This window comes from Mesorhizobium sp. M2A.F.Ca.ET.043.02.1.1 (genome assembly GCF_003952405.1).
Lineage (GTDB): Bacteria > Pseudomonadota > Alphaproteobacteria > Rhizobiales > Rhizobiaceae > Mesorhizobium.
In genome coordinates, this window is the sequence record NZ_CP034445.1 from 1,162,207 (window position 1) to 1,174,391 (window position 12,185).

A 12,185-nucleotide genomic window follows, 5' to 3' on the forward strand; every position below is an offset into this window, starting at 1 on the left:
CGTGCTCGTACCGGAATGCTTTTTACCGGCCCGGCAACCGCGTCATCTCTTTTGTTTTTTGCATCTCGTTTGCCCCAAACCGGTTTTCACTTTTGGGCGACATGCATTAAGTCCAGATTAACCCTGATATCTGGAGCAGGCGTTTTGCCTGTCCAGCCGTCACCGGCACCTCACATCGCTCAAATTTCCCGCCGACGCCGGGGCACGGTTAACGTTTCGAATCGTCCTGATTCCGCCAATCTGCCAGAAGGTCAAGCGCCTCTGGCATGATTCGCATGAAAAAAGCGAATCAATTACCCGACTTAGAGGCGTCGATTCGACGCGCTGCGCATTTCCACTCACTTCCAATGGGTGGCGTTCGGCCCTAGACGCGGCCAACCCTGCCCGATGAAACGCCGAACCCTTCGATCAGCGCTTCCGTTGCCTGCACATCGTTGAATTGCGCTTGAATCTCGACGAGATGCCGGAAGTTTTCGTCCGAAGGGTCTGCATCGAGCGCCGCCTGCGCCTGTTTCAGCTCCCTATGTAAGGTGCGGGCGCTGCGCTGCAAGTGCATCGCCTGGTTGAAGGCGTCGCGGGCATCGTCGAGCGCGGCGGTTTCGAGTGCCGGCCATTGCCGCGCCCGCTTGATCAGTTCCACCGCCCGCTCCCAGATGCCGCCGCAGCCGGCGCCCTCGATGGTGGCGATGACCGCGCCGCGCTCGTCGGCCGCGTCATGCGCCATGGCATCAAGGATGGCCGCGTGCAGTTTGCGCAGATCCGAATTGGCGAGGTCGAGAAATTCGACATGGGCGAAATTCTCGTCGATCAGCGCCGGGTGGTTGACCAGAGCCACGATGATCGTGGCCTCGCGCACCGACATCCCCTCGCCAGCGCGTTTGACCAGCGCCGAGCGGCCCAGGCTCTCGGTGATCGCGGCGCGCCCGCCGGCAACGCCCCGGCCAAACGCCCCGCCTGGCGCCGAACCCCTGCCGCGCTCGCCCGGCCGGCCGTCGGGGCGTCCGCCATGGCCCTGCCGCACCGCGCGTTGCGAGCCGAAGAAGCTCCGCACCCGCTCGCGCATTTCCTGCTGATATTGGTAGCGCGTGCTTTCGTCGCGGATACGGCCGGCGAGTTCTCCCACTGTCTTTTCCAGCCCCGCGCGCCGCTCGGGTGTGTCGAAAACACCGCCGGCCGTCTCGCGCATCCACAAAAGGTCGACAAGCGGCCGCGCCTCCGAAAGCACGGCGCGGAACGCATCCGGCCCATCGGCCCTGACCAGATCGTCCGGGTCCTTGCCATCGGGCAGCAGCGCAAAGCGCACGCGACGTTCCGGCTGGACCGAAGGCAGCGCCATGTCGGCCGCCCGCCACGCCGCCTTTAGCCCGGCCTGGTCGCCATCGAAGCAAAGCACCGGCTCGGGCGCCATGCGCCACAACAGCTCGAGCTGGTTTTCGGTGAGCGCGGTGCCGAGCGGCGCCACGGCATTCTCGAAGCCGGCCTGCGCCAGCGCGATGACGTCCATATAGCCTTCGACCGCGATCACCGTGCCGCCCTTGGCGAGAGCCTTGCGGGCGCGGGCGAAATTGTAGAGCACGTTGCCCTTGTGGAAGAGCTCGGTGTCGGGCGAATTCATGTATTTGGCCAAGGCATCGGGCGCCAGCGCCCGCCCGCCGAAGGCGATGATCTTGCCGCGCGAATCCGGGATCGGGAACATGATGCGGTCGCGGAACCAATCATACGAAACCGGAATGTCGTCGCCATGCCGCACCAGGCCGCAGGCCTCGATATCGGCCTTCGGCACGCCCTTGGCGGCGAGATGCTCCTTGAGCGCGTTACGGCTATCGGGCGCGTAGCCCAGCCGGAACGATTGCTGCGTGGCCGACGTCAGTCCGCGCTCCCTGAGATACGCACGGGCTTTGGCACCGTCGGCGCTCTGCAGTCGCTCCTGGAAGAAGGCGGTCGCCATCTCCATCACCTCAGTCAGGCTGGCGCGCTCCTTCTCGCGCCGTTCTTCCCGTTCATCGCGCACCGGCATCGGCACGCCGGCCATTTCGGCGATCTTCTCGACCGCCTCGGGGAAACTCATGCCGTCGAGCTCGGTGAGGAACTTGAAGTGATCGCCCGACACTGAGCAGCCGAAGCAGTGATAACGGCCCTTCTTGTCCTCGCAGTGAAAGGACGGGCTTTTCTCGCCGTGGAACGGGCAGCAGGCCCAATAGTCGCCGCGCGACGCGTTGGTCTTCTTCCTGTCCCACGCGACACGCGTGCCGATCACCGATGAAATCGGGACGCGGTCGCGTATCTCGTCGAGGAAGGCGGGCGGAAAGCGCATCTAAGAAAGCTCGTTTGCCCTCCATATAATCAAGCCGGCCGGGCGCTGCGACTCTGTCGGGCCCATCGTACCCGCTTTTCACAGACGAAAAGAAGACGGCCGGATGGCCGCCTTCTGAATTTCCGGGTTGCCGGGATTAGCGCGCGGCGATGGCGCCGAAGATGATGCCGGAAAGGATGCTGACCAGCACATAATCGTTGCCGACGCGGATCCACTCCTGGCCGGGGCCCGGGCGGCGCAGGCCGTAGCGGTGCCAGTCGCGGATCGGCTGGTGGCGCCTCCAGTTGGAATACTTCTGGCCATTGCGCCAGTGGCTGCGCCTAACTACGACCTTCTTCTTCACGACGACCCGCTTGTCGACATGCCGGCCGGGCTTCTGCCAGTCGACCTGCGTGTAATTCGACTGCGGCGCCCTCGGCTGGACGAGCGGCGCGGCCTGGCCGGAGAAGGCCGAGGCGGCCAGCATCGAGGCGGTGACGGCGGAATGTATGAGACGCTTCATGGTCGATACTCCTTGTTGTCGATAGACGCAGGAGTAACCGCCAGCGGATGAACCGAAACTGAACGTTAGAATTACAATTCTGTAATGATTTCCGATGCTTGCTCAAGCCGCTTCAACAACGCTGCGGATTTCCCCGGCCACGCCGCCAAGCGTTGGGCAGCATGAAGCGAAGCGCAGCCGCCAGGCGCATGCAACCAATGCCTTTTCCGTTCATTTCCGACATGCGCCGTCGAGCGGAGACGATCCCCGCATTACAAAATCTATTACCCGGCTAATCTTAATTGGTGTATTTCCAGGCCTCGAGATGGCTAAGATTCGTACCTCTCTCCGCGCTGCCAGAGCTACCCCGCGGGGTTGGCTGTGAGCGGCTCCGTCGTCCTCCTGCACCTTGCCGGCGCGGTGGCGCTGATGCTGTTCGCCACCCGCATGGTGAAGACAGGGGTCGAGCGCGCCTATGGTGACGTGCTGCGCCACAGGCTGCGCGCCACCATGCGCAATCCGGTCATGGCGGTGCTCACAGGCTGCGGCCTGGCGGTCGCGCTGCAGAGCTCAACCGCGGTGACGCTGCTGGTCGGCTCCTTCGCCGGCGCCGGCATCGTTTCGGGCGCCGCCGGACAACTGGCTGTGCGCGGCGCCGAGATCGGCTCGGCGTTGGTGGCCAAGCTGCTCACCTTCGATCTGACGCTTCTGGTGCCGCTCTGCCTGATCGCGGGCACGGTCATGTTCATGGCCACCGAGCGGCGGGACTGGCGGCAGACGGGCCGCATCCTGATCGGCGTCGGCCTGCTGATCCTGTCTCTGGAGATGATCGGCCAGGCGTCGGAGCCGCTGCGCAACAGCCAGCTGATGCCGCTGATCATCAATTATTTCTCGGGCGACTCCATCACCACCTATCTGTTAGCCGCGCTGGTCACCTGGCTGTTCCAGTCGAGCATCGCCGCGGTGCTTTTGATGGCGACACTGGCGGGCCGCGGGCTGATCACGCCGGAACTGGGCGTCGTGCTGGTGCTGGGCGTCAATCTCGGCTCGTCGCTGATTGCGCCGATGCTGACGCGGTCGGCGCCGCGCGAGGTGCGCATCGTGCCGGTCGGCAATCTTTTGATGCGCGGCCTCGGCTCGCTGATCATGCTGGTCCTGATCATGACCTTCAAGCCGGATGTCGGCTTCCTCGGCAGAAGCGCGCCCGATCAGATCGTCAACGCCCACATCCTGTTCAATGTGCTGATCCTGCTGGCCGGACTGCCGCTGGCCGGCCTCGTCTACCGCGCTTCCGAAAAGATCGTGGCGCTGGGCAGCACGCCGCAGCCGGCCGCCACGCTCGAGATCGTGGAGCTGTCGGCGCTGAATGAGAGCGCCCTCGATACGCCGAGCCAGGCGTTGGCCAACGCTACGCGCGAGGTGGTGCGGGTTTGCGAGACGGTCGAGATCATGCTGAAGCGCATCATCGAGCTTTATGAGGATGCCGACCCCGCCAAGATCAAGGCGCTTGCCGCGCTCGACGACCGCGTCGACCGGAAGCACGCCGCGATCAAGCTCTACCTAGCCAAAGTCACCCGAAACCCGCTGACCGAGGACGAGGCGTTGCGCTGCCAGGAACTGATCGGCGCCTGCGTCAAGCTGGAACAGGTCGGCGACATCATCGTGCGCAACATGCTGGTGCATGTCAGGAAGAAGCTGGAGCGCGGCCTGGAATTCACGCCGGAGGGCTGGCAGGAGCTTTGCGCCTTCCACTCTTCCGTGCTTGCCAATGCGCGGCTTGCCTTCAACGTGCTCGTCTCGCGCGACCCCGAGACCGCGCGCCAACTGGTGCTGGAAAAAGACCTTTTGCGCGAGCGCGAGAAGGAAACCAGCGCCAGCCATTTCCTGCGCCTGCGCGCAGGCACCGCCAAGAGCGTCGAGACCAGCTCGATCCACCTCGACACCATCCGCGACCTGAAGCAGATTAACTCGCTGTTGGCCTCGATCGCCTATCCGGTGCTCGAGGAGCGCGGCCTGCTCGGCGGCTCGCGGCTGAAGGCGAGCTGAGACCGCTCAAGAAAAGCTAAAGCGGTATCGACAATTTCTCCATTGCCGCGTCCGCCGGGCGTGGTTTGAGGCCATGCATTCCTCGCATATGTTTTGAACCATGCTGCCGCTGATTGCCCTTTTCCTTGCCGCCTTCGCTTTTGGCACCACCGAATTCGTCATCGCCGGCGTGCTGCCGGAGGTGGCGCAAGGTCTCGGCGTTTCGGTGCCGACCGCCGGCTATCTCGTCTCCGGCTATGCCTGCGGCATTGCCATCGGTGGCCCTTTGCTGGCGCTCATGACCAGCAAAGTCTCGCGCAAGGCGCTGCTGATCGGACTGACGATCGCTTTCACACTCGGCCAGGTGGCCTGCGCGCTGGCGCCCGATTTCACCGCGATGCTTCTGCTGCGCGTCGCGACCGCGGTGGCGCATGGCTGTTATTTCGGCGTCGCCATGGTAGTTGCGGTCAGCCTAGTGCGGGAGGACCAGCGCGGCCGGGCGGTCGCGGTGATCCTCTCGGGGCTGACGGTTTCCAACGTCATCGGCGTGCCCGCCGGCACCGCGATCGGCAGTCTGTGGGGTTGGCGCGCGACCTTCTGGGTGATGGGCGTTCTCGGCATCATCGCGATCGTCGCGATGCTGGCGCTGTTGCCGCGAACGGCGGGCGCCGCCAGCCGCCCCGCCGGGCTGGCGCGCGAAGTTCGCGTGCTTGGCCGCCAGCAGGTCTGGACCTCGCTGATCCTTATGCTGATGCTGATGATCGGCCAGTTTGCGCCGTTCACCTACATCACGCCAATGCTGCTCGAAGTGACCGGCCTCGACGAGAGCCTGATCCCTTGGGTGCTTTTGCTCAACGGCGTCGGCGCCACGATCGGCGTCCTGGTCGGCGGCAAGCTCGCCGACTGGAAGCTGATGCCCTCGCTGATCGTCATGCTCGCCCTGCAGGCGGTGGCGCTCGGCGTTATCCATCTGGTGAGCCCCTACCCGGTGCCGATGATCGTCGCCATCGTCATCTGGGGCGGTCTGAATTTCGCCATCGGCGCGCCGATCCAGACGCGCATCCTGGCCTGGACGGCCGATGCCTCCAACCTCGCTTCCGCGCTGATCCCATCTGGCTTCAATGTCGGCATCGCGCTCGCCGCGTCGCTGGGTGCTGCGATGCTCAATGCCGGCTACGGCTATCGCAGCCTGCCGCTCGCCGGCGCCCTGGCCATGCTGGTGGCGGTGGTGGTGGCCGTCGGCTCGCAAGCCTGGGAATGGCGCAGCCGCGCGACGCCGCCGCTGCCGGCGGCGGCCGAGTAACGGGCCGCGCCAAGCCACGTTTGCTGCTTCAGACCTTCGGTCGCGAGGAGTCCGGCACTCCCGAAAGGATGGAAGCGAGGCTTTCAAGACCTTCCTTCAGCCGTTTGCGGCTGGAGGTGGCGCCCAGCGCCAAGCGGAAGCCATTGGCGAAATGTGCCCCTGTGGCGAATTCTTCCGCGGGGCTGATGGCGAGCCCGCGGCGGCGGGCAACGTCGGCGAGTTCGCCCGAGCGCAACCGGCTCTCCAGCGGATACCACAGATGCAGGCTGGCCTCCGATGCCGCAAAGCCCTTGGGCAGGATGTTGCGCGCGATTTCCTGCCTGGCCTTGGCCTCAGTCCGCACGGCGGCGGTGATCTCACCGGCAAGGCCGCTGCGCAACCACTCGCAGGCAAGGCCCGCCATCAGCGGCGGCGCCATCATGGTGGTGCCGCGTATTGCTGCCGAGATCCGCTCGGCGGCCTGCGGATCAGGGGCCGCCAGAAAGGCCGTGCGCAGGAAAGGCGAGATGCATTTCGCCAATGTCGCGACATGGAAGGTTCGTTCGGGCGCCAGGGTCAGAAAGGCCGGCGGCGGTGTGGCGAGCAACCTTCTGTAGGGATCGTCCTCGACGATGGTCAGCCCGAGCTTGTCGGCCATGCGGGCGAGTTCGCGCCGCCTGCTTTCGGGCATGACGGATGCGGTCGGATTTTGCAGCGTCGGATTGAGGTAGAGGACGCGTGCGCCGTGCCGCCGCACCGCCTCTTCGAGATCGTGCGGCCGCATGCCGTCACCGTCGTTTGCGACAGCAGCGAGCTTGCGCCGCGTGGTCCCGGCCAGCGCGATCAGCCCGGGATAGGTCAGCGCGTCGGCAAGGATCGTGTCGCCCTCGCGCGTCTCTGCCAGCACGACGGCCGTGAGCAGCGCCTGCGCGCCCGAGCCGACAACGACCCTGTCGACCGGCAGCCTGTCTCCCGCCGCGGCGAGCCAGGATGAGCCGGCGGCGCGCTCCGCGGGCGAGCCTGGGCCGGGATGATAGGAAAGCAGCGCTTCCGCGCTGGAGCGCTTGAGCAAGCCCTCGATGCCCGCCCGGATCAGTGCCGGCAGGTTTTGGCCAGCGGGCGCCGGCGGGATGTTCATGCTGAGATCGAGGACAGGTTCTTCCGGCTCGCCCGGCGTGACGAAGGTGCCGCGGCCCGCCGTCGCGTCGATCAGGTTCCTGCGTCGGGCTTCGGAAAACGCCCGCGTCACGGTCGTGAGATCGACCCCGAGCAGCCGCGCGAGTTCCCGCTGCGGCGGCAACCGGTCGCCCGGCTGCAAGCGGCCGCCCGAGCGGGCATCCGCCAAGGCATCTACGATCTTGAGATAGACCGGTCGCGGTCCCGCCTCCAGAACCGGAAGCCAGCCCATGTCACTTTCTCGTGTCACTTATTCGCATCCATACATTTTGTCGCATTGTCTGCCTACAAGAATGATATATGTATGCATCAGCGATCTCAAGGCCCGTCCAGCTCACGCGAGATCCACCGGAGAAACCATCATGCAAGACCTTGCGCATTATCCACCCCTGGTACCTTGGCAGGTGGGAATCCGCGGCCGCTGCCCGCGTTGCGGCGAGGGCCACCTGTTCGACGGATTCCTGAAACTGGCGCCGAAATGCGAGGTCTGCGGGCTCGACTATTCCTTTGCCGACCCCGCCGACGGCCCGGCCTTTTTCGTCATCTGCTTTGCCTGCGTGCCTTCGGTGCTGTTCGCGGTCTGGGCGCAGGTGACTTTCGAGCCCTCCATGTGGTTCCACGCCTTCGTTTCGATCCCGATCGTTCTCGCGACCTGCATTCCGCCGCTCAGGCCGCTCAAAGGCTGGCTCGTGGCAAGCCAGTTCTACCACAAGGCGGAAGAAGGAAGGCTGGCAAGGCCCGGCGAGTGACCGTTGGCTCGGTTTCGATCATGGGTTCGTCTCGCGGCCCCGGGTTTGTCGAGATTCAGGTCGAGGTCGAGACCGGCATGCCCCCCCACGCGGATCGCTCTCAAGTCGCCTGGAACTGGATTTCGCCTTTGTTCAGGAAACAGGCCTTGTCGAACAGCGACAGGTCAAGCGGGTTCGGCAGCCGGATATCGCCTATATCCGGAAACGGCCTCCTGGCGGGATCGTATGATCTGTCGATCTGCGAGATGAACACTAATACCAGTTCACGTTCCCGGGCGAACGACCTGAGCGCGCGTATCTGCACCAGGAGCTCGGGATTGTCCCGCTTCTGGTCGAGCAGCTGCAGATAGTCGATCACCGCCAGCGTGCCGCGCGGCGCCGACCGCAACGCCTCGATGATGTAAGCGGCGCTGATGGCGTCGGAATTGTCGAACTCGAACAGATGGTCGAAATCCGCAGGGTCGGCGCCGATGTCCCGGAACCGGTCGAGAATGTCGGCATGCATATATTCCAGGGTAAAGAATACGGCGCGACTGCCCCGCTTCATGGCCGCCACGGCGAGCTCGAGGCTCATCAGCGTCTTTCCCTGCCCCGGCCGTGCCGCCACGAGGACCATGTCGCCGGGCATAAGCCGCTCCAGCAGCCTGTCGCCAGGCTCGGCTTCGGGGGCTTTTGCCGCAAGCAGGCTCCAGCTGCCAAAGCCTTCCTTGGCGGCAACGCGGTCGAGCGCCTCGTGAAGGGGGACATTTTCTCGGCGAGACAAGAGCCTCGCCTGGCGTTTCAGATGAAAGACGGGTGCGGAAAGCCGCATCGAAAAACCTCCTGCCGCGAGCAGTCTTGGCAACCCCTCCTTATGCCTGGCGCCCGAACAGTTGGTTGGTGATGGACTGCCCTGCATGAACAATGCTTCCCGATGGAGGGAGGAGGCGTGGGCGCGCCGGAATCAGATCATAGCGCAATCGAAGCAGACCGGAAATCCGACCTGCAAAAAGGCGTCGCTAAACTAGAAGTGTTTCGCCGATGCGTGCGAGACCTTCTATGATCGGCCCGGGTGATTCACAGGTACGAGACGTTTCGACAGGAGGGGCAAAACGGTGCGGTTGAGATCTGTTCCGCTTGGCGCGGCTATCTTTTGCCTTGTCGCAATCCTGGCCGCTCTGACGGCATCGGTCAGCTCATTTGCCGCCTTGCGACCGTCGACCATTCCCGACTGGCTGCAGCGCCATGTCGGCGATGGCGAGGGCCAGATCTCTGAAGTCGTGCTGGAGCGGGCACGCGCGCTCTACCAGAAGAAAGTCAGCGACGGCTCGGTCAGCAATCCCTGCTACTTCGCCATGGACGCGACGCGTCCTGGCGACCTCGGCAACAGCGTGCTCGGCCAGCGTTATTACATCATCTGCGAGGCCAAGCAGCTCTTCCGCGCCGTTTCCTCAGGCCATGGCGGCGGCCGCAACCTGAAGGGCGTCGCCGATTTCTCCAACGGCAGGCGTTGCGCGAAGAATTTCGGCAACGCGATGGATTCCGAGCTGACGGCCGGCGGCGCCTATATGACCGCCGAGACCAAGACCTCCTTCAAGGGCTATTATCGCCTCGGCGCGCAAAACGCGATGTTCATGCGCAGCTTCATCCAGTTCGACGGCGAAGGGGAAGCGGCGAACGCCAGGCAGCGTGTCATCGGGGGGCATCCGGCGGCCATCCTGAAGGGCTTGTGCATGCGCAAGAACCCGCAAAGCTCTTACGCCAACCGTGACGGCTTTGTGCCCTACGGCAAGCTGGTGAATTACGCCGGCGGCCGCAGCAATGGCTGCACCAGCTGGTCGCCAGCCGATGCCGAGCAGATCATCCCCCTGGTGAAGAACAGCCCGACGACGCTCTACATCTATCCGGAATCGCGCGACATCGCCGCCGTTGCGCGCGCCAAGGCCGCAGGCCAGGCGCTCTCAGGCGCGGGCACCTATTGGAACGCCTCCTGCCTGAAGGAGATCGGCACGCCCAAATTCTGGCCGAAGCAGAGGCTTGAGCCGATCATCGCGCAATACAAGAAGGACCATCCGGCGCCGCCGCCGCAGCCGGTGCCGATCTGCCAGGACTGAAGCAATTCCAGGAAAAGTGTGTAACGGTTTTCCGTCCGAAATTACGAAAAAACAAGGGGATAGCGGTTAGCCGGTTCCCTGAAACGGCGAAACGCTCGGCAGCCGCCCCTACTGCAGCAGCCCCTTGATGATGGCGCTGGCCTTGGCGAAGTCCATCTGACCGGCATATTTCTGCTTCAGCGCGCCGATCACCTTGCCCATGTCCTTCTGGCTGGCGGCGCCCGTCGCCGCGATCGCCTCGCGCGCCGCAGCCTGGATCGCCGCCTCGTCGAGCTGCGTCGGCAGGAACTCGCGGATGATCTCCATCTCGCCGCGCTCCTGCGCCGCCAGTTCCGGCCGCTTGCCGTCCTCGAAGGCCTTAGCCGATTCCTCGCGCTGCTTCACCATCTTGGCGAGGATCTGCAGGATCTCCTCCTCGCTCGCCGGCGGCTTGCCGGCGCCGCGATTGGCGATATCGCGATCGTGAATGGCGGCCTGGATCAGCCGCAGCGTCGGCAAGCGGTGCTTGTCCTGCGCCTTCATCGCGCTCTTCATGGAATCGGCGATTTTCTCGCGCATTGTGCTTCTCCTTCGAATACGCCGGACAATAGCTTCGCCGAACGGTAACGCAAATTCCCGCAAGCCGCTGATATTGCTGGACGAATGGAAATCAGAGCTGGCTGGCGGTGTCCGCATTGACCGTTCGGGCGCCTTCGCCTATGTACTCGGTCCTGCATGAGACAATGAGTTGACGCGCGGAGGCTGGGAAATCCTGCTTCGCGCGCTTTGCTGCGCGAGTGGTCCCTTCGACCAGTCGCAGCGCCTGACAGGAGTGCCGCCATGGCCACAACCACCGCCCCCTGGGCCACCGAAAAGCCGACCGCCCTTCTGGTGCTCGCCGACGGCACGGTGATCGAGGGCCGCGGTCTCGGCGCCACCGGATCGGCCGTCGCGGAAGTGTGCTTCAACACGGCGCTGACCGGCTACGAGGAGATCCTCACCGATCCGTCCTACGCCGGCCAGATCGTCACCTTCACCTTCCCGCATATCGGCAATGTCGGCACCAATGACGAGGACATCGAGGACTTGCATCCGGCGGCCCGCGCCGGCGCTGTCGGCGCGATCTTCAAGGCCAATGTCACCGACCCGTCCAACTATCGCGCCGCGGGCCATCTCGACCAGTGGCTGAAGCGGCGCGGCATTGTCGCGCTGTCCGGCATCGACACCCGCGCGCTGACCGTGCTGATCCGCGAGAAGGGCATGCCCAATGCCGTCATCGCGCATGCGCCCGACGGCGTCTTTGACATCGAGGATCTGAAGCGTCAGGCGGCTGCCTGGTCGGGCCTGATCGGCCTCGATCTCGCCAAGGAGGTCACGTCGGGCCAGTCCTCGGTCTGGCGCGAGACGCCCTGGGTGTGGAACGAAGGCTATGGCGAGCAGGACGCGCCGTCGATGCATGTCGTGGCCATCGACTACGGCGTCAAGCGCAACATCCTGCGCCTGCTTGCGGGCCTGGGCGCCCAGGTCACCGTCGTGCCGGCGAAGACCGGCGCGGAGGAGATCCTGGCCATGCAGCCGGACGGCATCTTCCTATCCAATGGCCCCGGCGACCCGGAAGCGACCGGCGAATATGCCGTGCCGGTGATCCAGAACCTCTTGAAGACCGACATTCCGGTGTTCGGCATCTGCCTCGGCCATCAGATGCTGGCGCTGGCGCTCGGCGGCAAGACCGAGAAGATGCATCAGGGCCACCACGGCGCCAACCATCCGGTCAAGGACCACACCACCGGCAAGGTCGAGATCGTCTCGATGAACCACGGTTTCGCCGTTGACGCCGACTCGCTGCCCGAAGGCGTCGAGGAAACCCATGTCTCGCTCTTCGACGGATCCAACTGCGGCATCGCGCTCACCGGCCGTCCAGTGTTCTCGGTCCAGCATCATCCTGAGGCCTCCCCCGGTCCGCAGGATTCGCATTACCTCTTCCGCCGCTTCGTCAACCTGATCCGCGAGCGGCGCGGCGAGCAAGCCCTGGCGGAACGCGCGTAGCGGCCTAGGGCGTGCTGAGATTCAGGTCAGGCCGAGCCGA

The 12,185-nt window shown here is 64.7% G+C and carries 10 protein-coding genes; 5 read left to right on the top strand and 5 right to left on the bottom strand.

Annotated features, from left to right (window positions below; translation table 11 throughout):
• Positions 1-364: 364 nt before the first annotated feature.
• Positions 365-2,314, bottom strand: a complete 1,950-nt coding sequence (gene dnaG, locus EJ068_RS05480) for a DNA primase (protein ID WP_127252861.1) — start codon at positions 2,312-2,314, stop codon at positions 365-367.
• Positions 2,315-2,450: 136 nt separating this feature from the next.
• A complete protein-coding gene (locus tag EJ068_RS05485; RefSeq protein ID WP_127252862.1) occupies positions 2,451-2,816 on the bottom strand; it encodes an RcnB family protein in 366 nt (121 codons plus the stop codon).
• Between the two features lie 360 nt (positions 2,817-3,176).
• On the opposite strand from EJ068_RS05485, the gene EJ068_RS05490 reads away from it, so the two are divergent.
• On the top strand, positions 3,177-4,841 hold the full coding sequence (locus EJ068_RS05490; protein WP_127252863.1) for a Na/Pi cotransporter family protein: 1,665 nt from the start codon (positions 3,177-3,179) through the stop codon (positions 4,839-4,841).
• Positions 4,842-4,941: 100 nt separating this feature from the next.
• The gene (locus EJ068_RS05495; RefSeq protein ID WP_127252864.1) at positions 4,942-6,123 is read left to right on the top strand and encodes an MFS transporter; all 1,182 of its coding nucleotides are present in this window, start codon (positions 4,942-4,944) and stop codon (positions 6,121-6,123) included.
• Positions 6,124-6,151: 28 nt separating this feature from the next.
• Here EJ068_RS05495 and EJ068_RS05500 read toward each other — a convergent pair whose 3' ends face one another.
• Positions 6,152-7,510, bottom strand: coding sequence for a PLP-dependent aminotransferase family protein (locus EJ068_RS05500; protein WP_127253754.1), 1,359 nt, complete (start codon positions 7,508-7,510; stop codon positions 6,152-6,154).
• A gap of 130 nt (positions 7,511-7,640) precedes the next feature.
• Here EJ068_RS05500 and EJ068_RS05505 point away from each other — a divergent pair, with 130 nt between their 5' ends.
• Positions 7,641-8,027, top strand: coding sequence for a DUF983 domain-containing protein (locus tag EJ068_RS05505; protein WP_127253753.1), 387 nt, complete (start codon positions 7,641-7,643; stop codon positions 8,025-8,027).
• Between the two features lie 100 nt (positions 8,028-8,127).
• On the opposite strand, the gene EJ068_RS05510 is transcribed toward EJ068_RS05505, so the two are convergent.
• Positions 8,128-8,838: a DNA helicase gene (locus tag EJ068_RS05510; protein WP_127253752.1), complete on the bottom strand. Its 711-nt coding sequence runs from the start codon at positions 8,836-8,838 to the stop codon at positions 8,128-8,130.
• Positions 8,839-9,121: 283 nt separating this feature from the next.
• Here EJ068_RS05510 and EJ068_RS05515 point away from each other — a divergent pair, with 283 nt between their 5' ends.
• Complete coding sequence (locus EJ068_RS05515; protein WP_127253751.1) at positions 9,122-10,120, top strand: hypothetical protein; 999 nt, start codon at positions 9,122-9,124, stop codon at positions 10,118-10,120.
• A gap of 108 nt (positions 10,121-10,228) precedes the next feature.
• Here the strand turns inward: EJ068_RS05515 and EJ068_RS05520 are convergent, their stop codons facing one another.
• Entirely contained in the window at positions 10,229-10,678 is a 450-nt protein-coding gene (locus tag EJ068_RS05520) for a GatB/YqeY domain-containing protein (RefSeq protein WP_127385977.1), read from the bottom strand.
• Positions 10,679-10,939: 261 nt separating this feature from the next.
• Here EJ068_RS05520 and carA point away from each other — a divergent pair, with 261 nt between their 5' ends.
• Positions 10,940-12,145, top strand: a complete 1,206-nt coding sequence (gene carA, locus EJ068_RS05525) for a glutamine-hydrolyzing carbamoyl-phosphate synthase small subunit (protein ID WP_127252901.1) — start codon at positions 10,940-10,942, stop codon at positions 12,143-12,145.
• Positions 12,146-12,185 lie beyond the last annotated feature (40 nt).

Bases quoted from the DNA above. Each gene is read 5' to 3' on its own strand.
- EJ068_RS05510 (WP_127253752.1), bottom strand. From the start codon at position 8,838: ATGCGGCTTTCCGCACCCGTCTTTCATCTGAAACGCCAGGCGAGGCTC.
- EJ068_RS05520 (WP_127385977.1), bottom strand. From the start codon at position 10,678: ATGCGCGAGAAAATCGCCGATTCCATGAAGAGCGCGATGAAGGCGCAG.
- EJ068_RS05495 (WP_127252864.1), top strand. From the start codon at position 4,942: ATGCTGCCGCTGATTGCCCTTTTCCTTGCCGCCTTCGCTTTTGGCACC.
- EJ068_RS05505 (WP_127253753.1), top strand. From the start codon at position 7,641: ATGCAAGACCTTGCGCATTATCCACCCCTGGTACCTTGGCAGGTGGGA.
- carA (WP_127252901.1), top strand. From the start codon at position 10,940: ATGGCCACAACCACCGCCCCCTGGGCCACCGAAAAGCCGACCGCCCTT.
- EJ068_RS05485 (WP_127252862.1), bottom strand. From the start codon at position 2,816: ATGAAGCGTCTCATACATTCCGCCGTCACCGCCTCGATGCTGGCCGCC.
- EJ068_RS05500 (WP_127253754.1), bottom strand. From the start codon at position 7,510: ATGGGCTGGCTTCCGGTTCTGGAGGCGGGACCGCGACCGGTCTATCTC.
- dnaG (WP_127252861.1), bottom strand. From the start codon at position 2,314: ATGCGCTTTCCGCCCGCCTTCCTCGACGAGATACGCGACCGCGTCCCG.